Consider the following 21,355-nt stretch of genomic DNA (forward strand, 5'->3'; position numbering starts at 1 on the left):
CCCCTAATCGTTATCGTGTTGCCCACAGCAAGCCGCGGCGCATTAATTCAAGTGTTTCTGGCATACGAACGATGTTAGCTTGGTGACCCAGCGAGTTATAATACACCTTGCCCGCTCCATAGGTTTTGGTCCAAACAACCGGCATCTCCACATCGCCAAAGTCTGTAACCGCATGTACGTGAATGGCTGGATCCACATGCATGTAATACTTTTCCGAGACAACGACAAAATCATCCATGCCCTCGGTCAATAGATGCCCCCGATCCTTGATTCGAACCATATACGTCACGCCGTCATTCCCAGGATGAGCTACCCATTGACCACCGACCATGTATTGATATTCCACTTCATTACGGAAGGAATCTCCCATACCTCCATGACAACCTGCGATGCCAGTTCCGCCTTCTTTTACCGCTGCGATTAACGGTTGCAACTGCTCACTTTCGATTTTACCCATGGTCCATACTGGAACGATAAGATCAACGCCCGCCAAACGCTCAGCATCTTTGAAGCTGTCCAGTGTATCCGATACTTCCACGCCAAAGCCTTCCTCACGCAGTAACCCTGCGAAAATGCCAGCCACCTCTTCAGGTTGATGACCGTCCCAGCCACCCCATACAATCAATGCTTGTTTACTCACGGCCAAAGCCCCTCTCCATACTTATCTATCCTAGACTTCGCTAATACTCACCCAGCGTCGCTGCGCAATGGATTGATCCACCGCTTCCAGCACCTCTTGACACTTCACACCATCTGCGAAATTCGGGACCGGCTGACGGTCTTCCGAAAGTGCGTTCATTAGCTCAACGACTTCGTGTACAAATGTGTGCTCATAACCAATCGTATGTCCTGCTGGCCACCAAGCATCCATGTAAGCATGTGACGAATCTGTCGCCAGAACACGTCTGAAACCCTGTACATCCTCATCATCGCTTGTAAAATAAACCTGTAATTCATTCAAACGCTCAAAATCAAACTTCACACTGCCCTTACTGCCGTTAATTTCAAAAGAATTCGTGCACCGGTGCCCTGGTGCAAAACGAGTGGCCTCGAAGCTGCCGAGCGCCCCGTTCGCGAAGCGTGCCATGAACAGCGTCGCATCATCGACCGTTACCGGTCCGCGCGGTGCATCCTTGCTCCCTTTGGCACTAAGCCCCGCCATTGAAGACGGCAGCGGACGCTCCTTAATGAACGTCTCACTCATGCCGATAACCTCCGTCATGTCACCGACTAAGAAGTGCGCCAGATCGATCAGATGCGCGCCCAAGTCGCCGTGCGACCCAGAGCCGGCAATCTCCTTCTGGAGGCGCCAGACCAGCGGGAACAATGGATCTACGATCCAGTCCTGCAGGAACCAGGCGCGGAAGTGATAGATGTCTCCGAGGCGGCCGCTCTCGACTAGCTTCTTCGCGAGCTGCACCGCAGGTGCAAACCTGTAGTTGAAGCCCACCATGTGCTTCACCCCGGCTGTTTCAGCCGCTTCCAACATTTCCCTTGCATCCGCAAGGGTCAGCGCCAGCGGCTTCTCACAGAACAGATGCTTGCCGGCCTTCGCCGCAGCAAGCGCGATTTCCTTGTGCGCATCACTGGGCGCATTGATATCGACGATGTCGACATCGAGATGCGTAACCAGGTCGCGCCAGTCGGTGACATACCCGTCCCAGCCGAATTGTTCGGCTGCGTTGCTGACACCGCTTTCATCTCGACCGCAGATGAGCTTCATCTTCGGTACCGCTGTCTGCGGGAAAAACATATGCAAATCCTTATAAGCATGACTATGTGCTTTGCCCATAAACTTATAGCCAACCATACCAATATTGAAAGATTTCATAAAAGTGCGCCTCCCTAGAGCTTTGCCTTAGCAAAACTAGCTTCGTTAGCATTCATTTGAGTTCTTTCATCCAAATACCTATGAATCATTTATGATGACTGCTCTCGATGATTGTCGCACAACCAAACTGGTTGGCAGCTTGATTCGTGTATCCTTGGTGCCTCCCCCATGCAGCAAACCTGCCAGCACACTGCGTGCTGCTTCTTTGCCCATCTCATAGAAAGGCACATTGATGCTGCTTAGCGGTGGATCGCTGAGCTTAGCAGCATCCGAATCATCGCAACCAATAATAGCGAAATCACGCCCGGCGATCCAACCTCGCTCACGAAGCCCTTGCATCAAACCGATCGCCATGCGATCATTGGCCGCAAATACTGCTTCCACCTGATCCCGATGTTCCCATAACCCTGATGCCGCTTCATAACCGCTTTTACGGCTGTAATTGCCTTCAAGCAGAAGCTCAGGCGGAACTTCTAAACCCGCTTCACTCATTGCTTTCATATAGCCCTGCAGTCTATCGCCAGAGTTCGAGTACTGCGGCGAACCGTTCAGAAAAGCAATCTTCCGATAGCCCTCTTCCTGTAAATGCCTAACAGCCCTATAACTGCCCTCTACATGATCCGCATCCACCTCATGAAAGGATAACCCCTCGAAGCTTTGATTGACCAAGCAAAAAGGCAGTCCCTGCGCCTGCAGCTGCATAAGCGATTCCCGCTGCTGCGGAGTATCCCTTGAACCCAGGATGACACAAGCATCAACCTTCTGCGAGCGATAAAGTCGGGTGTAATCCAAACTCTCATCCGGTGTTAAAAGCGACAGCAGCATATCGTAGCCCTGCTCCCTCACTTGTTCCCCTATGCCGCTTAATATTTCTGAGAAATAAAAGGCTGAGAAGAGATGCACTTTGGGCATATAGGGCAGCACAACGCCAAGATTACCACTGCGTCTCCGAGCGAAGCTTTGCGCAATAGCATTTGGATGATAGTTGAGCTGTTTAGCAGCTTCAAGTACGCGCTCTTTCGTAGCAGGCTTCATGGGGCCTAGCCCATTGAATACACGGGATACGGTAGCCTCTGAAACCCCTGCTAGTTCAGCAACCTCTTTTCTCGTCACCATGCATAAGCCTCCAATAATTCATCCATTAAACTAACAATGTACACGCGTACATTTTCTCATTCAAAAGCCATTCATGTCAATATAAAATTGTTGAACATTTTATTCGACAAGATTCGACATTTTCATCAATTTTACATAAAGTTAAACAAATGTTTTACTATTTTTTGTAAAAATATCTAAATTATAATCTTGTCTACCGTTCGCCATTCGACTTATGATAGGGGGTACAGTGGATAACTATGATGTGGGAATGAGTGATAGCAATGAAAGCAGTCTGGCGCCTTTTTCACTTCGCCGCATCGAAAAAATTAGGTACTCTTAGGAGTAAGAAAATAATCACTCGCATTTACCATCGACAGAAGCTTTTATCTTTGTTAAAGCAGGCTATTGGAAATCAACATCATGATAAGCACATAACCCTATTTAGTTCCCTTCTCATCCTTGATATTGACCGGTTTCGCCAGGTTAATTTCTCGCTCGGATACATGTCTGGCGATCTCCTTTTGGAAGAAGTGGCCAATCGTCTGCGGTCCGTACATGGCTGTGACCTAGTTGTTCAATCAGGAGATGATGAATTTGTTCTCCTTATATATGCTAATACCCATGATCAGCTTTCCCAAACCATTCAAAGTATCCAGCACGTCTTTGTTACATCATTCATTGTAATGGATCAAGAATGTTTTATTACCGCGAGTATGGGGATAAGTGCTGTCGAGATATCACTAGCTACGATCGAACAAGCCTTGCATCAAGCTGATCAAGCTCTCCTAGCCGCTAAGCGTACAGGTAAGAACAAGCTTGTCACCTATAATTCCTCACACGTACAGCGGTTCACCAATCAAATTCAGATGGAAACTGAGCTGCGGAAGGCTATACTTGAGAATCAACTCATCCTATACTACCAGCCACGTCTTGAACTCTCCACCGGAAACATTATTTGTCTGGAAGCGTTGGTGCGCTGGAATCACCCGCAGCTAGGCTTAATAGCTCCTAACGAGTTTATTCCGCTTGCTGAAGAGAGCGGTTTGATTTTGTCACTTGGTGAATGGGTGCTTCGCGAGGCCTGTCTCCAAAAAGCGAGATGGCTGGAAGCCGGTATTTTAAACTATCAAATTGCTGTTAATATTTCCCCTTGTCAATTTCAAGATGAGTCCTTTTCCGATAAGGCCATTCAGATTATTGAGCAAACCGGTATCGACCCTGCCTTTCTGGAATTTGAAATTACCGAAAGCTCCATTATGCAAAATATGGATACAACCGTCGCGGTGCTTGATAAGCTATGTAATAAAGGGATTTCGATCTCGATCGATGACTTCGGCATTGGCTACTCATCACTTAATTACTTGAAACAATTCCCTATCCATTGTCTGAAAATAGACCGTTCTTTCGTGAAAAATATACATAGCAATAAAGATGATTGGGCCATTACGAATGCCATTATCCATCTCGGCCATGCACTTGAGGTACAAGTGGTTGCAGAAGGCGTAGAAGAATGGAGCCAACTTGAAATATTGAAAGAAACAACCTGTACGACGATTCAAGGCTATTTATTAAGTCCTCCTGTATCTGCTATCGAAATTGAGCAAACCTTTCATAGGAATAACAACAAGCCGGTTATGATTTCATAACCGGCTGTAAGCTTTGGCATAGCGTCTCATTTTGGCAAAAATACGTTTGTCACTCAATCTCCGAAAAATATAGGGATCAGGACTCGTATTGACCTCGAGAATCCATGGATGCAGCTTATCGTCCAATGCCACATCGACACCGATCTCCTTAACCCCTTTATAACGCGAGTTAATCGCCTTTGCAACCTTCGTCCCCAGAATGTGCAGCCTCTTGACATAAACCTTCCGCTTACTTGCAGGCAAATACCTGTGGAGCAGCGTATCCACCGGCTTCAATGTTCCTCCATTGTGGAAATTGGTAACCACTTTTTTCGGATGGGCCACTCTGCCTATGACACCTGTTGTCTCCCACTTCTGAAGAGGCGTTTGTTGAACCATGACACGAAGATCGAACCGGTTTCCTTTGTATTTGAGCAGATGAATCCCCTTCTGTACCAAATAATTCCTTTTTTTTGTCTTTTTACTGATAGATGCGTACATTTCTTCAAAGGTTTTAAACTGTCTTAGTCGAATGCCTGACTGATACGAATAAGGCTTTTCAGCCCCCTCTTCGGCCTGTTCCACCCGTATAACACCGTTTCCAAACATACCTACATTCGGTTTAATATACACCATTTTATATTGGTTGAGCATTTCCCTGAGTGTCTCTTGATTCATTCGTTTAGTTTTTGGTACATATTTACGCAGCTCATGCTTAGCTTCAATTGCTTTCGTTTTACCGATTTTGCTAGTGACGTACCTAGCTCTACTAAGACGGACCGGTTTCTTTGAAGTCTTTTTCATGTTTTGCCTCCAGCTTCAGTCTATAGAAGTCGGCCAAGGATTGGGCTGTGGCCTGCCAGCTGAATTGTTTTATGACATCTTGCCGCGCTTGTTTAGCTAAACCCTCTGCCCATTCTTTCCGTTCGGCCACTGCCACAATACTTCGCGCGAATGCGCGAGGATCGCGGAATTCTTCGATCAGAACCCCGTTATGTTCATGCTGAATGACCTCTTTAATTCCCCCAATATTCGATGCGATAACCGGAAGACCAGAAGCCATCGCTTCCACATTCACTAGTCCAAATGCCTCATGCTTTTGGGAAGGACATACGAAGCAATTCGCAAGTCCGTATATTTCATGTATCTTACGATGCGGAATATTGCCTAGAAATTTCGTTGGCACTCCAAGTGTATTAGCCTTCCTTTTAAGAAGCGCCTTAAAGCCTTTTCCTTGCTCGCCCCCAGCAATCAACAGCTTCAATCCAGGGATCGATTTTCTAGCCAGATGAACAGCACGAATTAAATGAGGGATACCTTTGCGCTTGATAAGTCGGCCGACATAAAGGATCTGAAAACCTTTATTGCTAACCCGATACTTTCTTCTTAAACGTCTCCTCGCTTTCTCCGATTTAGGGCTAAATCTAGCCACATCGGTCCCGAGGTAAATCTTGTGAAGCTGATTTCGCTGTTTCGGATACAGTCTTGAGAGCTCCTGTGCGAGTGAACTGCTGTTAGCTACAATCCAGTCAACTTTGTTTAATTGCTCGGAACATCTGCGAATGGATGCATAGGGAGGCTTCACAAACGTTAAGGAATGTAAGAAAAGAGATACTGGTGTTTTCGGAAAATGGCGTTTGATGACGGCAGCATAATGGGGTCTATTATCGACTTGAATCCAGTCAAATGTCTTTCCTTTGGTTGCCTTAAGCACTTCCTTCAAGTACGTACGAGAGCTGCCCGTAGGTACTCTTATGATCGTAAGTTGACCTCGTCGTGAAATGCTGCTGTACCTGGGATGATGCCTCGAAATAATGGTAACTTGATGCTTTTTGGCAAGCTCGTGTGCAATGGAATGAATGGATATTTCGACGGAACCACCTAGAATTGGCGGTACTGGAATTTGTTCAGGAGCAATGATTAAGAGGTGCACGTCTCTAATTCACTTCCTTAGGGCTAGCTTAATGATTACTTATTAACCCGTACCTATTGTATGAAGCAAACCGTCCATTGGCGACAAAATTGAAAGAAGAGGCTGTTCCCAGATTAAGATCCGGAGCCAGCCTCTTCTTCAATTACAACACTTATGGAGCGCTTGTTAAAAATTTAGCATTCGGGTTTTTCTCGATCGAAGAGCGCAGCGCATACTCGCTCTCGAACAAGCCTACATAATTCCCTTTTTTATCTTTTACCAGCTGTGAGTTAATGCGGAATTTACTTGGATCCAACTTCTCGTCTACAATCCAGCGTGCGAACTGATAGTTCTGGCGCTGTAATAAAATATCTACGCCATACTCGGATTTCATCCGATGTTCAAGCACTTCGAATTGCAGTTGACCAACCACGCCAAGAATCATATCCTCAAAACCAATGGTAGTGAATACTTGAATCATACCTTCTTCGGTCAATTGATCAATCCCTTTGAGGAACTGCTTTTGCTTCAAAGCATTCTTGATCGAAACTTTGCTGAACAGCTCAGGAGAGAAAGTAGGCAGCTCGTCAAAGACGACCTCTTCCCCTTCACTTAGGGAATCGCCGATACGGAAAATACCGGGATCAAACAAGCCAATGATATCGCCTGGAAATGCCTCTTCGACGATGTCACGGTCTTGCGCCAAAAATTGCTGCGGCTGAGCTAACTTAATATCTTTACCTAGTCGAACATGTTTCACGGACATTCCACGTTCAAACTTTCCAGATACGATACGCAGGAAAGCCACACGGTCGCGGTGAGCTGGATTCATGTTCGCTTGAATCTTGAATACATAACCTGAGAATTTCTCTTTTGTAGGCTCTATGATGCCTGCTGTGCTGTTGCGCGGCTCAGGCGGTGGAGCAAGCTGTAGGAAGTTCTCTAGAAACGTCTGCACACCGAAGTTGTTCACGGCACTGCCGAAGAAAACAGGTGTAAGCTCGCCTTGCAGTACTTTCTCCATATCAAACGGATCACCGGCTACATCGAGCAGCTCGATATCCTGGCTTAATTGTTTGTGCAAGAATTCACCTGCAATTTGTTTCACTAATGGATCATCAACACCATCTACCTTGCGCACTTGAATCTCTTTGTGATCTTCACCTTGGTACAGCTCCAATTGCGATTTCCCACGATCGTAAACCCCACAGAACTGCTTACCCGAGCCAATCGGCCAGTTCATTGGATACGAACGAATGCCGAGCACTTCTTCTAATTCCTCTAAGAGTTCAAACGGGTCGCGGCCCTCGCGGTCCATTTTGTTAATAAACGTGAAGATCGGGATTCCGCGCATTCTACACACCTGGAATAGCTTCTTCGTCTGCATCTCGACCCCTTTGGCGACGTCAATCAGCATCACCGCGCTATCCGCAGCGGTAAGTGTTCGGTACGTATCCTCACTGAAGTCTTGGTGACCAGGTGTATCCAGAATGTTCACGCGATGCCCTTCGTAGTCGAACTGCATAACGCTGGACGTTACCGATATTCCACGCTGCTTCTCAATTTCCATCCAGTCGGATGTAGCGTGCTTGCTTGCCTTACGCCCTTTGACCGTTCCGGCTAGGCGAATCGCGCCTCCGAATAACAGCAGTTTCTCGGTTAATGTTGTTTTACCCGCATCCGGGTGAGAAATAATCGCGAACGTACGTCGCTTAGCGACTTCCGTTGCGAGAAGTTTAGTGAGTTGCGTTGTCATCTGTTAGATTATTCCCTTCTTGTTTTACATTTAAGCTTACTATGAATCAGGCTTGAACTTTCTGCAAATCAACACTCCAATTCGCTTCATCTAGGAAAGTTCGATTGCTAAACTCTCGACCGCGGACGACGACCTTATCCGCAAATACTTGCACATATATGCCCTGAACTTTATTCTTGGCTTCTTGCTGGTAGGCGCGGTTAAGCGTTCTTCCAACCGAAGCATTGTGGAAATAGTGGAAAGACTCCTGCACATAATGCGGTGTCCCATTCTGGAAATCTTGATGGCGATGTCCGCAGAATACGAACACATTCTTATAAGGCTTTAACGTCTCGCGGAACTTGATTGCGCGTATTAATTGATGTGATCCCCCATCTGTGCCACTGGGCGGCAGCGGTTGATGCGTCATCACAAACAGTGGTCTTCCTGGTTGATAGAGGCTTTTCACCCGTTCTTTGAACCAGTCCAGCTGCTCATCGGAATACCAAGCTCCCTCACCGACCTCCGGCTTCTCTTGCACATAAGCTTCTTGTGAAAGCAGCAAGATGGAGTGACCCTTGGTCGTAAAATCATTGTAAAGTGTTTTGTAGCCAAAAAACTTCTTGAACGACTCTCGGCTCATCGCGTCACTTTTGCCGTTGGGAACAGCTGCTTGATCCCAGATATTCGCTTTATTAATCCAGATCGAGTAATAATCGTGATTTCCCATGTTTGCATGAACAGGTGGTAGTTTATATTCACTTACAATGGTACGCAGCTCCTTATAATCTCGTTCCGTTCCTGTGTCCGTCAGATCGCCTGTTAGCATAATAGCATCAACAGGACCGTCGAAATGTGTAATATCATCAAGCGCTTGCCTTAATTTCTTACCCGTAAGTGCATCACCTATACTGATATGAAGGTCGCTTAATATAAAATAGGACATGAGGGGACCTGTCGGCAAGGGTTCTGCCGAAGATGTTGCCACGGATTGAGCAGGCTCCGGTTTCACAGATGATAGGGCAGGCTGAGCATCTGGAATAAACTTTTTCTTAACCATTTGACTGAAAATCGCACTTAATCCAACGAGCGCAGCCCCTATTGCCAGCAGCCATCTGATAAAAGCTCTTCGTGACATATATGCACCTCATGTATTGAATAATAAGATTTACTCCGTAATATTTATTATACCACAAAAAAATCCAACAGGCAGAGTCGCCAGTTGGATGTTAAGCTTGTTACCTCAAGGATAAACGGCTTACGCCGTCCATAACGAGCGCGTTTGTCAAGGTTGATGCGAAGCCAGATTATTCCCTTAGCTTATACTTATCAACTATGTTAAAACCGTTGTTTTTTGAACGGCTTCCCAATCAACTTCACCTTCATTTTGACCGTTAATCGGCCACCACTTGAAGCCGTCATCGCTTAGGAGCTTCGTTGCCTCTTCAGGCCCCCAAGATCCGGCTGGATAGTGTTTCAGATCCTCCGTCTTCTCACTCCAAGCTGCTGCAATACGATCCACATAGGACCAAGCAAGCGCCACTTCATCCCAACGGGTAAAGTACGTGGAATCTCCACGCGTTGCATCATACAGCAAGCGTTCGTAAGCTTCCGGTGTATTGATACCGATCTGGCAGCTTTGGCAGAAGTCCATCGCTACTGGCACGATGACACCTTCTGAGCCCGGCTGCTTCGCATTCATTTTCAAATAGATGCCTTCCATCGGGTTCACACGGAAAACAAGTAAATTTGGCTCCAAGTCATGCTTTTTAGCCAAATACACATTATTCGGAATATTCTTGAATTCAACAACGACCTCCGTCGTTTTGACTGGCAGCCTTTTACCCGTACGAATGTAGAAAGGTACACCTGCCCAGCGGAAATTATCCACGTGAACTCTGGCAGCGAAATAAGTCTCTGTTGTTGATTGCGGATTCACCGAATCTTCTTCGCGGTAAGCAGGCAATGCTTTGCCTTTGGACGAACCACTCGCATATTGACCACGAACCACATTCGCACGAACATCGTCGCCGGATTCGAATAAGCGGAGGGAACGCAGGACCTTCACCTTCTCATCACGGATGTCTTCCGGATGCAGACGACTTGGCGGTTCCATTGCCATCATCATCAACATTTGCAGCATATGATTCTGACCCATGTCGCGCAGGGCGCCAGAGTGATCATAATAACCGCCGCGTTCTTCAACGCCGACAGTTTCACTTAACGTAATTTGAATGTTAGCTATGTATTTGTTATTCCAAAGTGGTTCAAAGAAGGCATTCGCGAAACGAACGAACTCAATATTTTGCACCATTTCTTTACCTAAGTAGTGATCAATCCGGTAAATATCTTGCTCTTCAAATACTTGGCGTAGTTGTCCATTCAAGCGCTCAGCTGAAGGCAGGTCGTAACCGAACGGCTTCTCAATAACAAGACGGTGCCAGCCTTTGGTTTTGAGCAATCCGCCTTCACTTAAGTTGTACGATACGTTACCGAAAAGCTCAGGAGCCAGAGCCAAGTAGAACAAACGGTTTCCACCGGTTTGATATTTCTCATCCAGTCTGGCAGTCAGTACATTAAGTTCATGAAAACCAGCGACATTATTGATATCCAGTGACATGTATTCAAAACGCTGTGAGAATCGATCCCATTCCGCCTCATCCGTCACTTTATAACGGGCAAAATCCTCAATCGAATGCTTTACATCATCACGAAACTGTTCATTCGTGCGAGGTCTTCTAGCCAAACCAACTACCGCAAAATTTTCCCCTAACTTTCCTTCACGATATAGGCTATAAAAAGCAGGAAACAGCTTTCTTTTCGCCAAATCGCCCGTTGCTCCGAAAATATAAAACACAGCTCCACTCATCTATGCATCATTCTTTCTCTATTAGGATTAGTTAATATGCTTAGCATACCTAAAATAGTCAAGCTATTCAACTTTTCTGAGAACTTTCTGCCATAACTTTTTCTTATGAGAAAATAGACATTCGTCTATACCGAACCGCCCGGCTATGAATAGGCTGAAAGTACACAATAACACGGAGGTGCTAAGATACGATGCAGCCTATTCATCCGATTACTGATAAAACCTGTCGAAGCCTATATGGAAAGCCTGTTCTTATTTTTTTAAACGATGGCTCCGAAATCTATGGCATATTAAGTCGTATTGAAAAAAACAAGCTGATCCTGAACGATGATGTCACTTCGAAGCTAAATTCGGCTACGAAGAAAACCAAAAAAGCCATTTCCAAATCAAAAGTTAAAACGAAGACGAAGCAAGCAAAGCCACTAGATCAAACCTCATTCTTGGGCACAGCAGATGAGGGGTATTCTTCCTTTGGCCTTCCTCTCATGAGTTTCGGTGGCGTGGCCCCTGGCTATCAAGGCGCGATCGATATTCAACTGGAAAAGATTGCAGCTATGTTCAGTGAATGATGAAGGGGCTGTAGATGAAATCATCTGCAGCCCTTTGTCTTAACTTCTCAATTTCTTACTCATTTTGTAGCAGCTAAGCTCAGGAATAAACGATTGGATTTCGTAACCTTTGCCTAAGTAAAATCGAATCGCTTTAGGGTTGCTTTCATCGACAAAAAGTTCAGCCGTCAAACAGCGCTCACTTTTCCCGTACTCTTCGGCGACCTTCATAAGTTCATGCCCCCAACCTCTCCCTTGCTCACGAGAATCGATGGCTAACATATCAATGAACAGCACACGCGATTTGCGAATCATCGTGATGAATCCGAACGGCTGTTTAAGCCCTTTGGCAGTAACAAACGTTTTATTCTGATTCAGTCTCTTCCGTATTTCTGAAAATGTTACAGAACTACCTGTGTCATACAATCTAGAAAAGGGTACTAACTGTTCAACGACTAATCGATGAATAGCTCGATCGTCAATGGAAGCCAATCGTTTGCGTATCACTTGGCACCGCCTCCACAAGAAGCAATAATGCTATCTTATGTTGGCAAGACCGCAAATGACTCAGCTTGATTAGGCAGCTTTTTTTACTGTTCTAACAAAGCAAGTACCAATTTACCCCAGTCCCTACGAATGCTATACTATAAATAAGCGAAAATGAGGTGATCTCCATGATTTATGCGTATCCCCCAATCATGGCTTTGAACAGCTATCAAACCCATAAAGACTACTACCGGGTAAGCGCGGTAAGCGGTATTGCCGGCGGTAAATCAAATACCATTCGACGGCCACTTGACATGCCCTTTGAAGAATTAGCCTACAAACAACACGCTCAGTCTGCCGCGAAAGGCGTAGCCGAATTTGTGCAATCTGCACAGAACGTTAAACAATCGGCACAAGCCTTGGTAGAATCTCGACTACCTGCTGTTGCCTACAAGTCAACACCTCTTTCGTCAGAAGCCGATAGCGAATCTATCATTGAACCTATACGTCAATTTGTAGATACATATAATGAATTTCAGGACAGTTTGCGGGATTCTCCCGAGTATTTAAATCGCTCACTTCTCCTAGGCCTAGAGCAAGCCGCTAAGCCCTATTCTCTGAAAGAGATTGGGATAACAAAGCTGGATAACGGAAGCTTGGAACTCCAAGAAGACGAACTTCAAGATCAGATTAAGAACCATTTCAGCTCTACGTTAAAAAGTCTTGGCAGCATTACAAACTTCGCCGCCACACTCTCGAATTCAATTGGACAATTGCAGCAATTGCCTTCGGAGTCGTTGTTCCAAATGTCACGTTCACAGCTTAAGCCTTACGGCCAATATCGATCCCAGCTCCAAGCATATCTCCCTGTTCCGATGAGTGGACTGCTGCTTGATGTTCAGATGTGATTGATAATTCAAAATATTGCTCTTTCGTAAAATGATAAAATCTACTTTTCACTTGAATCGTGAACGCAAAAAAACGACCCTCTGGGTGAGCTCATGCACATGCATGCTCACCCAGAGGGTCGCTTACTTTAGAATAGTTTCTTGCCTAATACATGATCAAGAGGGATGTATCCGATCACTCTGCTATCCATACTATTATTTCGGTTATCTCCCATCACGAAAATATGATCAGCAGGCACCGTCCATTTCTTGTTTCCGTTGGCTCTCATTGCTTCGTTAATGTAAGGCTCGTCAAGAAGCACGCCGTTACGGTACATCTTGTCGTCCTTGAGCTCCAATTGATCTCCCGGCTTACCAATTACCCGTTTGATCCAGACATGTTTATCATCGCCACTCGTAAATAAACTGAGCAGAGGGCTGTCTAACAGGTCATTCTTGAATGTTCTCTTAAGATCGACTCTGGAGTCGATAATGACAATATCCTCATATTTCGGTTCATAATTAAACGTATGAGAAAGCTTTGATACATACACGCGTTGACTGTCATGCAGCGTCGGATCCATGGAATGTCCCATAACCTTTGTTGATTGGAACACGAAAACACCAAGAAATACGACTAAAATAAACGAAATGGCAATGGAGCCAAACCAACTCCAAATTTGCTTTAATAGATTCATTCGTATCGCTCCCTTGTGACTAATTGCTATTCAGCCAAACCATGTTTAAAGGCATAGATGGCGGCTTGTGTTCGATCTTCCACACCTAGCTTGGCCAGAACATTGGTGACGTGAAACTTTACCGTCTTCACACCGATAAACAAATCATCTGCTAGCTCTTGATTGGACTTACCTTTAGCAATCAAGCGAAGCACTTCCATTTCACGATCAGTTAACTCTTCATGTGGCTCTGCTGCCGGCTTAGGCTGACGAAAGCGATTCATAATCTTGGAGGCAACCTGAGACTCCAGAATGGACTGCCCTTTAGCCGCCGCTCTTATCGCTTGAGCGATCTCGGAGGCGCGGGACGTTTTGAGCAAATAGCTGAAAGCCCCAGCTTCAATCACTGGATACATTTTCTCATCATCTAAGAAGCTCGTCAACACAATGACTTTGCAATCCGGGTAAAGTTGCAGCAGCTTCCTTGTCGTTTCGATACCGTCCATACCTTCCATGACCAAATCCATGAGTACGACATCGGGTCGATATTCCTGTGCTAGCCGGATGCCATCATGACCATTGCTGGCTTCCCCGACCACTTCAATACCATCCTCTGTCCCTAGTACGGCTGCGAGTCCGATCCTGACCATTTCGTGGTCATCGACAAGCAAAACCTTAATCAACGCGTCGTCCATTTGCTTCTCCTCTCGATAGAAAACTATTTTTGTCCTGCTAACTATTCTTAACGGTTAATTTTCCACAACATATTCGGTAGTAGCGAGTATAGGCACACGAATCTCAATACGTGTACCTCGATCAGGCGCCGTAATGATATCCACAGAGCCGCCGATTTCATTAACCCGCTCCTTCATGGACACTATACCATATGATGTAAGCTTCTTAGCATCTAATTCAAAACCGACCCCGTCATCGCGTATCGCAAGCCGAACACCGTCAGGACGATGCAGCAGCTTCACTTCCAGCTTGTTCGCCTTAGAATGACGTAGAGCATTGGAAAGCGCCTCTTGTACAATACGGAACAAATGGTCCTCAATCCCCTTATTCAAGCGGATATCCTCGTCCATATCCCAAGTAATCGCCATGGGCACTTTAGCCGCAAGCTCCTTCAGAAGCTCGACAAGTCCTTCGGACAGTCGTTTCCCTTCCAGATGGATAGGTCTTAAATGCAGAAGCAAGGCTCTCATTTCCGATTGGGCGACAGAAGCCATCTCCTCGATGAGATGAATTTGCCTTTTTGCCTTCTCGAAGTCTTTATCCAAGGTCCGCCCTACTGCCGTTGCCGTCATCGATATTGCGAATAGTTGCTGGCTCACCGCATCATGAAGCTCCCGCGCCAATCGCTGTCTTTCTTCAATCACGGCAGATAGCTTTGCTTTCTCCGCAAGCTCCGCATTATCATTCGATAAGCGCTGTAGGGAAGTAACCTGCTCTTCCCACCGCTTCATAATACGGCCTAACTGATCACCCAGGCGTCCGATTTCATCTTCACCGTGTTGGAAGCCGCCGCGGGCAAACGTCCCTTTTTCGAGCAAAATCATCGTTTCCATCATTGGCTCAAGCCTCCGAGTAATTCGGTTGCTATTCCAGAAGCCATACACAGCACCAATGCCGCCTATCACCAAAATCGCCATGAATGTAAATTTAACGCCCTCCTGCCAGCTCGTAAATGGCACTATCAGATTGCGTGAATTCAAAAAATAAATGATCGCGCCAAACACAACGAAACTAAAGATGATCGATTCACTCATGCTGCGCCATATCATATTCGTTAATCGTCGTTTATAGCCGTCCAATTGGTGATGAACCTCCTCGAGATCTTTACGCGTGCCTAAGCGCACATTCTCACAATACTTTGATCTTGATATCTCCTACGATGTAAGAAAGCACAAGTTTCACGCGGTGATCGCAAAGCTCATAGTTAGGGGATTGCCAAATCAGCTTGTTCATAACCCCTGACTCACGCTCATTCGCAACTTGAATCTGCCCAAACGAGATGGAAGCTGTCACAGCGACACCGATATCCTCCGGCACTTTTATATCTACATCTCCTACAACGCCTTGCAGGATGACCGTGGTTTCCTTTTGCTCCAAAATCGCAAGTGAAAGATCAATGTAGGTTTCTCCAATAATGTACCAAGTGGAACTGTTGCGTAAAATCCAAGGCTCACGGCCTAAACGGACGCTATCCACCAATTTCTGCTTTTGCATATACGTGTCGTCTTTGTGTACTTGCTTAGATCGTATGAAAAACAAACCTAGCGAAATTAAAACAATAGAGAACACAATGGTAATGTGATCACCGAATAAAATCACTGCCCCTACGCCGATCAGTACATAACCTTTGCGCTCTTTGCGTGAACGGACCCGATGAATGCCTAGCAAGATGAGGATAATGGCAAGAATGGGGAAAAAGCCTATCGTATGATCTAGAAGCAAAAAAAGACCGGCTCCAATCAGCACAAGTGCTGTATTGCGGTTACGGTTGCTTTTAGTTTCTTCTCCCATCGCTGCACCTCCTCTGGCTGACTGTTAATTAGTTCATATAGATTCTTAGCATACCATAAGAATGGACGACCTCCAAGATGCAAATCCTTGCGCGGCAAGGCTTCCGCATGAATCATGGAGGTCAAGGACACTTCTAGCGCCTACTTATTAGGCGCTCAAGGGATAACACGCGGCTATTTCTTGCCGCGCGGGTCGGTGTCATCGCTGGAGCGATGCTGCTGCCACTCGTGCTGGAACTTGCCGCGCAGCGCGCGCAGTTCCTGTTGAAGGTTGCCGCCGGCTTCCTTCAGCGTCTCTTGCGACAGGCGGCTCGCTTCGCGCAGCCCCTGCAGTGCTTCCCGGCCGAGCTCGCGGCCGGTCACTTCCAGCTCGCGCCAAGTGTCGCGAGCCTCTTTCTCGTGCAGCCCGCTGCTCGGCGGCTGCACCCCCTCGGCTGCGTGCCCCGCACGCAGCCCGCGCAGTTCATCCGCGAGCGCCAGGCACACGTCCTGGCTGCTCGCGTACTGCGCGCGGTAGTGCTCGCAAGCGGATTCCTCGCGCTGCTTCTCTTGCAGCGCTAGCCGCGCGAGCTCTTCATCGCCGGCGCGCATCGCTAGCTCAGCTTGCTCGCCGCGCAGCTGAGCCATCTCCTCCGCGTTCACACTGTGGCTTCGCAGCTCAATAGTTCGCTGCAGCGCCTCCTGATAGCGCTGTTCCAGCTTCTCAATCACGCTGTCCCCCCGTTCATGATGATCATGTTTGCCGGTCGTTTCTTGCCATGCAGCTTCTGCCATCTTGCCAATGCGATCCAATATACTCATGTTGTCACACCCCCAATTTCTTATGATTTAAAATTCATTTCTTTTCTTCAATAAATGAATACCGTACACCACTAAACATGCTGCGAACGCAATTGCGATAAAGCCCGATAGTTTAATGGTCAATATCAAGCCGCCCAAACCGGCGATAAACCATCCAATTTTCTTACCATTCTTAATGCCTACATAACCTAACCCAAGCATAGCTGCCGGGAATAACAACCCCATTAAATGAACATGACCACCCAACTGATGCAGACAAATAAGTAAACCTGCCGTGATCAAAACCAATGCCATCCCTTTCGATCGATCCATACTCATATTGCTTACCGCCCTTCACGTATTCTTCATGCTTCTATCGTAACGGAAATGGAGATATGTCAAAACGGACTCGCGACTGTTTTTGTACCTAGACCAAAGTCCAGTACCCACTACGACCTCCATCCATATTTTGGTCGTTGTCCCACCGAGCCTCGAATGCTAAACTATTTGAAGCCGAGTCCGGTGCACAGACAAAGTGCCGGTACGGGGGACGATTTACATGGGGTGAATATTTGCTCTTCATCGGAGCAGACTAGGGAGAACCTTCTTCCCGAACCCGTCAACTAACCTCGAAGGCTCATTGAAGGAGGATTACCAATTGCATACAATTACTAAAGGGTTAACTAGCCTTGCTGTGTCTTTAACAGTGTTGGCAGGAGGCTTTCTTTCCCCATTTACGGCGAATGCAGCTGAGATGGATGTGAAAGTGCAAGTCAATGATGAACTGGTTCAATTTCCGGATGCTCAGCCTTTTCTGGATGACAATCATGCTACCCAAGTACCGATTCGTTTCGTAACGGAGAAGCTTGGTTATGACGTGAAGTGGCAAAAAGAAGGCGATGAGATCAAAGTCATGCTAAATAACAACAAACATTCGATCACCTTAGTATCGGGGCAAAAAGAAGCTGAAATCGATAGCAACCGTGTCGAGATGGACACACATGCGGAATTCCAAAATGGACGCGTATATGTGCCTCTTCGTTTTCTGAGCAAAGCATCCGATATTCCCGTTCAGTGGGACGCTAGCAGCAAATTAGCTATTCTAAGTAAAGATGGCAACAAGCATGCGCCAGATTATGAATTGTTTCAATCCACTGCCTATTCAGCAGATCCATCTGAGAATGGCGGCTACGGAGCTTTTGATTATATGGGTAATCCACTAGGTATTGGAACCGTTGCTGTAGATCCCACAGTGATTCCTCTAGGATCTAAGCTCTATATAGAAGGTTATAATTTCAATGGCCTACCTGCAGGCGGCATGTATGCTTACGCAACAGACACAGGCGGTGCAATCAAAGGTAAACGTCTTGATATCTTTATCCCAGGATCTAAGAAATCCTTGCAGAAGTTTGGTATCCAAACCATTAAAGTATACAAACTTTCGAATTAAACAGCTCCAAACAAAAAAGCTGGTTTCTGAGATTTATTTCTCAAGAAATCAGCTTTTTTTATTTAAGGTGGAAAAACCAGAAAAGCTGCTCTCCCATCATATAGTGATGAGAAGAGCAGCCTGCAGTTACTTAAACTTGATTTTTGGGGATACCATTTAAACTTGGGACGTAATCAGGTGCCTCGTTGCTCGATAGCGTTTGAGCTTCTTCCATGAAATTAGCGTTATTCTGCTGATTGTTTTTCTTATCTGCTTTGTTATCTTCGCGGTCATGCTTGGGATCGGCGTCATTTTTGGGCATAGCATTCACCTCCATTGTCTCATAGTTAGTATGAGAAGGTGGCTTGCATTTTATCCCAGTTATCTGGAACTGGCGTTGCTCCTTAAATAACTGAACTACCCTCGAGGATTTTTGTTTTTCTTGACGCCATATGCTCCATTAGGAATGCAACATACGTTTCGTCCCGAACTAACCAAGCTGCATAATCCCTTTTGACATAACGTTCCGCCTCTTCGAAAGTAGAAAAATGTTGGTTGGATTCGACCCCATCCACATCGACTTCCCACCTGTCTCCTGAAGGAAAAATAAAAACTTGTTGTTCATTTCTATTCTCATAAAGTGATCCATAAACAGAATTTTTCGTGTTAAATGTATTTTTATTCGCATCAGCGCGAATGGGCTCCATCGGAAATGGCTTCGCTACGTACAACTGATAGGCTTCTTCTGTCATAGAGCAACCGGAAGCTTTAGCATGGCCTCCTCCGCCATAAAGACCCGCAATTTCCGAGACGTCGATGTGATCGTGAATCGTTCGAAAGCTTATCTTTTTACCGCCCATATTCATGATTGCGATGTAATCCAGATGAGGATTTTCTTTGCCTAGATCGTTTCCAAGTTCAGAATGATAGGATTCCGCATGAACGATCCCTACATGATGATCATCTATTCGGGAATGGATGATTTCTCTCTTTTTTCTTCGTACATAGCGTTCGATTTTTTCTTCTTCCATATCCAAAATTTTTTCTTCAAAGGGATCAAATGCAAAGTGCTCGTTTTGCTGAATGCGAGCCACCATTTTTTCCTCAAATTCTTCGATGGAAATTAGATAAAAGAGATCATTTAATCGCTTAGCCTTGATGTATTCATTCTGTTCCCATTCCCATGTATCATACTGACGGACCAATTCGACGAATTCATCTAATCCCTTCATTGGCTTCAACAATCCGTTCTGGATCAGATACTCATAAAATAGAGAAGTTGCAGAAGCGAGTTTTCCATTTTCATACGCGATCTGAACCATTCCCCACGAATATTTGTTTAAATGAAGCGAGGTTTTATGATGATCAATCAGTTTTACTTTTCCACCCGATTTCGCAAACTCGTTAAGTCCTTGTTCATTCGTTTCATCCACGGATAAGTCCGTAATAAACAAATAGCTCTTTTTTCTTGGTTTTTCTAAAAAGCGTTTTACTTGTAGATTCAACCCTCCGACAGAGTTATATCGAATTTCTACCTTTTCGCCAAATGCTAATCGAGCTATTATACCGCAGCCTACTCCATCCAGATCATTATGAGTATACAAATGATACAAGGGTACACCATCCTGTTAATGTTTTCCATTAACGTACCCTCGATTAAGTTACTTTATTCGGTGTTAATGGCACGCTCCACCGACCTATATCCCCTTCAATATTTTGATCGAATGCTCTACCATTTTTTTTATTCGTTCTCGCTGATTTGCTTTTAATTTTGGATTGTTTTCACTCAATGCTTCTCGAATTGGGATAACTTCGGTTTTTTGGCGACCGTTATTAAGGTTTCGATGTACCAAAGTCGGGATATAATGAATCCCGTTTATGCTTATTTTCCCTTCTTCATCTTTTTTGACACTAATATTAAGAATAATACTGCTCTGTGTATAGTCGTTATTCTTTAGTTTAGTAGATATAAAATTACCTAACGAATAAATAACGAATTGTTTCTTTCCTCGAGTGGTTAACGGTTGAAGAACATGCGGGTGCGATCCCAAAATAATATTCGCTCCATGTTTAAACAAAAGTTTGACCAATTGCTTCTGCTGCAAGTTTGGAGAATGACTGTATTCGTTTCCGAAATGCAAATATACGATCACCAGATCTACATTTTTTTTCAAATTATGAATATCCTGAACGATTTTTTTCGTTTGAACCAGATTAATCATCCACGGTTTATTTGTTGGTATAGGAATACCGTTGAGCCCATTTGTATAGGAAAGGATTCCAATTTTTATTCCTTTAATTTCCTTGATGAGATATTCCTTGGACCCTTTTACGGAGATAAATGTACCGGTATGATGAATCCCATTTTGATCTAAAATCCGCAGCGTTCGAAGCAGACCTTCGGCGCCAAAATCCATACAATGATTATTTGCTGTTATTAGTACATCGAAACCAGCTCTCTTAAGGGCTGGAGCCAGCTCATCCGGACATTTGAATAATGGACCATGCGATTTCCGGGGTGCTCTCCCCTTTTTTCCAGCAAAGGTGGTTTCGAGATTTCCGATCGTCAAATCCGCTCGCTTCAGATACGGAGCTACTTTTTTTAGAAGAGGGTCAAACGAATAAATTCCGTTAGGCAGTTTGGCATCAGAGATGATGTAACGTTTTACCATAAGATCTCCAACGGCAGCTATTTGAATTTCAGTCAAAACCATCCTCCTCCTCTCATTTTTCTACTACTAAATCTTCCTGTTCGTCGAAAAATTTTTCTTAGCTACTTTTGTAGACCCCACCCAGAAAAATTCACTTCCTCTAAGTAAACTACGATCTAATGGGCTTACATCGAATTGAGGCTGTTCTAATCGAAATGTCTTCTTTTTTTTCCCTTAGTTCGGAAGCATTTAATATTATGATCAGGGTGGGTGTCATTGGCTAAATTTATTTTTGAGTAAGG

22 protein-coding genes and 1 riboswitch are annotated in these 21,355 nt (G+C 45.3%); of the genes, 4 read left to right on the top strand and 18 right to left on the bottom strand.

What is annotated here, in order from left to right:
* Positions 1–10 precede the first annotated feature (10 nt).
* The 3 genes from GC102_RS30840 to GC102_RS30850 all read right to left on the bottom strand — a co-directional run bounded on the left by GC102_RS30840 (position 11) and on the right by GC102_RS30850 (position 2,947).
* On the bottom strand, positions 11–640 hold the full coding sequence (locus GC102_RS30840; RefSeq protein WP_171692883.1) for a ThuA domain-containing protein: 630 nt from the start codon (positions 638–640) through the stop codon (positions 11–13).
* 30 nt (positions 641–670) lie between these two features.
* Positions 671–1,831: a Gfo/Idh/MocA family protein gene (locus GC102_RS30845; protein WP_171692884.1), complete on the bottom strand. Its 1,161-nt coding sequence runs from the start codon at positions 1,829–1,831 to the stop codon at positions 671–673.
* Positions 1,832–1,909: 78 nt separating this feature from the next.
* The gene (locus tag GC102_RS30850; RefSeq protein WP_171692885.1) at positions 1,910–2,947 is read right to left on the bottom strand and encodes a LacI family DNA-binding transcriptional regulator; all 1,038 of its coding nucleotides are present in this window, start codon (positions 2,945–2,947) and stop codon (positions 1,910–1,912) included.
* A gap of 263 nt (positions 2,948–3,210) precedes the next feature.
* Here GC102_RS30850 and GC102_RS30855 point away from each other — a divergent pair, with 263 nt between their 5' ends.
* Positions 3,211–4,575 carry a putative bifunctional diguanylate cyclase/phosphodiesterase gene (locus GC102_RS30855; RefSeq protein WP_171692886.1) on the top strand — a complete coding sequence of 455 codons (1,365 nt, stop codon included), beginning with the start codon at positions 3,211–3,213 and terminating at the stop codon, positions 4,573–4,575.
* Here GC102_RS30855 and GC102_RS30860 read toward each other — a convergent pair.
* The 5 genes from GC102_RS30860 to zwf all read right to left on the bottom strand — a co-directional run bounded on the left by GC102_RS30860 (position 4,570) and on the right by zwf (position 11,070).
* Entirely contained in the window at positions 4,570–5,358 is a 789-nt protein-coding gene (locus GC102_RS30860) for a YheC/YheD family protein (protein WP_171692887.1), read from the bottom strand. The genes GC102_RS30855 and GC102_RS30860 overlap by 6 nt on opposite strands.
* Positions 5,324–6,487 carry a glycosyltransferase family 4 protein gene (locus GC102_RS39715; RefSeq protein WP_171692888.1) on the bottom strand — a complete coding sequence of 388 codons (1,164 nt, stop codon included), beginning with the start codon at positions 6,485–6,487 and terminating at the stop codon, positions 5,324–5,326. Before GC102_RS39715 ends, GC102_RS30860 begins: the two co-directional genes overlap by 35 nt.
* Positions 6,488–6,638: 151 nt before the next feature.
* A complete protein-coding gene (locus GC102_RS30870) occupies positions 6,639–8,222 on the bottom strand; it encodes a peptide chain release factor 3 (RefSeq protein ID WP_171692889.1) in 1,584 nt (527 codons plus the stop codon).
* A 46-nt stretch (positions 8,223–8,268) separates the two neighbouring features.
* Positions 8,269–9,339, bottom strand: coding sequence for a metallophosphoesterase family protein (locus GC102_RS30875; RefSeq protein WP_171692890.1), 1,071 nt, complete (start codon positions 9,337–9,339; stop codon positions 8,269–8,271).
* Positions 9,340–9,534: 195 nt separating this feature from the next.
* Positions 9,535–11,070, bottom strand: a complete 1,536-nt coding sequence (gene zwf / locus GC102_RS30880; protein WP_171692891.1) for a glucose-6-phosphate dehydrogenase — start codon at positions 11,068–11,070, stop codon at positions 9,535–9,537.
* A gap of 191 nt (positions 11,071–11,261) precedes the next feature.
* Here zwf and GC102_RS30885 point away from each other — a divergent pair, with 191 nt between their 5' ends.
* Positions 11,262–11,639 (top strand): hypothetical protein, encoded by a 378-nt coding sequence (locus tag GC102_RS30885; protein ID WP_171692892.1) that lies wholly within the window; start codon positions 11,262–11,264, stop codon positions 11,637–11,639.
* Positions 11,640–11,678: 39 nt separating this feature from the next.
* On the opposite strand, the gene GC102_RS30890 is transcribed toward GC102_RS30885, so the two are convergent.
* Positions 11,679–12,125 carry a GNAT family N-acetyltransferase gene (locus tag GC102_RS30890; RefSeq protein ID WP_171692893.1) on the bottom strand — a complete coding sequence of 149 codons (447 nt, stop codon included), beginning with the start codon at positions 12,123–12,125 and terminating at the stop codon, positions 11,679–11,681.
* A 167-nt stretch (positions 12,126–12,292) separates the two neighbouring features.
* On the opposite strand from GC102_RS30890, the gene GC102_RS30895 reads away from it, so the two are divergent.
* The gene (locus tag GC102_RS30895; RefSeq protein ID WP_171692894.1) at positions 12,293–13,012 is read left to right on the top strand and encodes a hypothetical protein; all 720 of its coding nucleotides are present in this window, start codon (positions 12,293–12,295) and stop codon (positions 13,010–13,012) included.
* Positions 13,013–13,140: 128 nt separating this feature from the next.
* On the opposite strand, the gene lepB is transcribed toward GC102_RS30895, so the two are convergent.
* From lepB to GC102_RS30925, 6 genes are all read right to left on the bottom strand, one after another.
* A complete protein-coding gene (lepB, locus tag GC102_RS30900; protein WP_171646686.1) occupies positions 13,141–13,689 on the bottom strand; it encodes a signal peptidase I in 549 nt (182 codons plus the stop codon).
* Between the two features lie 26 nt (positions 13,690–13,715).
* Positions 13,716–14,363: a response regulator gene (locus GC102_RS30905; RefSeq protein WP_047679491.1), complete on the bottom strand. Its 648-nt coding sequence runs from the start codon at positions 14,361–14,363 to the stop codon at positions 13,716–13,718.
* A 54-nt stretch (positions 14,364–14,417) separates the two neighbouring features.
* The gene (locus tag GC102_RS30910) at positions 14,418–15,482 is read right to left on the bottom strand and encodes a sensor histidine kinase (RefSeq protein ID WP_171646736.1); all 1,065 of its coding nucleotides are present in this window, start codon (positions 15,480–15,482) and stop codon (positions 14,418–14,420) included.
* Positions 15,483–15,531: 49 nt separating this feature from the next.
* On the bottom strand, positions 15,532–16,194 hold the full coding sequence (gene liaF, locus GC102_RS30915) for a cell wall-active antibiotics response protein LiaF (RefSeq protein ID WP_171692895.1): 663 nt from the start codon (positions 16,192–16,194) through the stop codon (positions 15,532–15,534).
* A gap of 173 nt (positions 16,195–16,367) precedes the next feature.
* Positions 16,368–16,994: a PspA/IM30 family protein gene (locus tag GC102_RS30920; RefSeq protein ID WP_171692896.1), complete on the bottom strand. Its 627-nt coding sequence runs from the start codon at positions 16,992–16,994 to the stop codon at positions 16,368–16,370.
* 27 nt (positions 16,995–17,021) lie between these two features.
* Positions 17,022–17,312, bottom strand: coding sequence for a hypothetical protein (locus tag GC102_RS30925; RefSeq protein ID WP_171692897.1), 291 nt, complete (start codon positions 17,310–17,312; stop codon positions 17,022–17,024).
* Between the two features lie 162 nt (positions 17,313–17,474).
* Positions 17,475–17,627, top strand: a riboswitch (cyclic di-AMP (ydaO/yuaA leader).
* A 4-nt stretch (positions 17,628–17,631) separates the two neighbouring features.
* Between GC102_RS30925 and GC102_RS40170 the strand changes: the two genes are divergently transcribed.
* The gene (locus tag GC102_RS40170; protein ID WP_281367726.1) at positions 17,632–18,423 is read left to right on the top strand and encodes a stalk domain-containing protein; all 792 of its coding nucleotides are present in this window, start codon (positions 17,632–17,634) and stop codon (positions 18,421–18,423) included.
* A gap of 130 nt (positions 18,424–18,553) precedes the next feature.
* On the opposite strand, the gene GC102_RS30935 is transcribed toward GC102_RS40170, so the two are convergent.
* The 3 genes from GC102_RS30935 to GC102_RS30945 all read right to left on the bottom strand — a co-directional run bounded on the left by GC102_RS30935 (position 18,554) and on the right by GC102_RS30945 (position 21,110).
* Positions 18,554–18,724, bottom strand: coding sequence for a hypothetical protein (locus GC102_RS30935; protein WP_164826793.1), 171 nt, complete (start codon positions 18,722–18,724; stop codon positions 18,554–18,556).
* Positions 18,725–18,806: 82 nt separating this feature from the next.
* Positions 18,807–20,015, bottom strand: coding sequence for a DHH family phosphoesterase (locus GC102_RS30940; RefSeq protein ID WP_171692898.1), 1,209 nt, complete (start codon positions 20,013–20,015; stop codon positions 18,807–18,809).
* A gap of 84 nt (positions 20,016–20,099) precedes the next feature.
* Entirely contained in the window at positions 20,100–21,110 is a 1,011-nt protein-coding gene (locus GC102_RS30945) for a CapA family protein (protein WP_171692899.1), read from the bottom strand.
* Positions 21,111–21,355: the final 245 nt, after the last annotated feature.

This window comes from Paenibacillus germinis (assembly GCF_013141785.1).
In the GTDB taxonomy this organism is placed as follows: Bacteria; Bacillota; Bacilli; order Paenibacillales; family NBRC-103111; genus Paenibacillus_E; species Paenibacillus_E phytorum.

Coding starts and splice junctions, on each gene's coding strand:
- liaF (WP_171692895.1), bottom strand. CDS start 16,194: ATGGGAGAAGAAACTAAAAGCAACCGTAACCGCAATACAGCACTTGTG.
- GC102_RS30925 (WP_171692897.1), bottom strand. CDS start 17,312: ATGAGTATGGATCGATCGAAAGGGATGGCATTGGTTTTGATCACGGCA.
- GC102_RS30885 (WP_171692892.1), top strand. CDS start 11,262: ATGCAGCCTATTCATCCGATTACTGATAAAACCTGTCGAAGCCTATAT.
- GC102_RS30855 (WP_171692886.1), top strand. CDS start 3,211: ATGAAAGCAGTCTGGCGCCTTTTTCACTTCGCCGCATCGAAAAAATTA.
- GC102_RS30875 (WP_171692890.1), bottom strand. CDS start 9,339: ATGTCACGAAGAGCTTTTATCAGATGGCTGCTGGCAATAGGGGCTGCG.
- GC102_RS30845 (WP_171692884.1), bottom strand. CDS start 1,831: ATGAAATCTTTCAATATTGGTATGGTTGGCTATAAGTTTATGGGCAAA.
- GC102_RS30920 (WP_171692896.1), bottom strand. CDS start 16,994: ATGAGTATATTGGATCGCATTGGCAAGATGGCAGAAGCTGCATGGCAA.
- GC102_RS30870 (WP_171692889.1), bottom strand. CDS start 8,222: ATGACAACGCAACTCACTAAACTTCTCGCAACGGAAGTCGCTAAGCGA.
- GC102_RS30895 (WP_171692894.1), top strand. CDS start 12,293: ATGATTTATGCGTATCCCCCAATCATGGCTTTGAACAGCTATCAAACC.
- GC102_RS30935 (WP_164826793.1), bottom strand. CDS start 18,724: ATGCCCAAAAATGACGCCGATCCCAAGCATGACCGCGAAGATAACAAA.
- zwf (WP_171692891.1), bottom strand. CDS start 11,070: ATGAGTGGAGCTGTGTTTTATATTTTCGGAGCAACGGGCGATTTGGCG.
- lepB (WP_171646686.1), bottom strand. CDS start 13,689: ATGAATCTATTAAAGCAAATTTGGAGTTGGTTTGGCTCCATTGCCATT.
- GC102_RS30905 (WP_047679491.1), bottom strand. CDS start 14,363: ATGGACGACGCGTTGATTAAGGTTTTGCTTGTCGATGACCACGAAATG.
- GC102_RS30850 (WP_171692885.1), bottom strand. CDS start 2,947: ATGGTGACGAGAAAAGAGGTTGCTGAACTAGCAGGGGTTTCAGAGGCT.
- GC102_RS30860 (WP_171692887.1), bottom strand. CDS start 5,358: ATGAAAAAGACTTCAAAGAAACCGGTCCGTCTTAGTAGAGCTAGGTAC.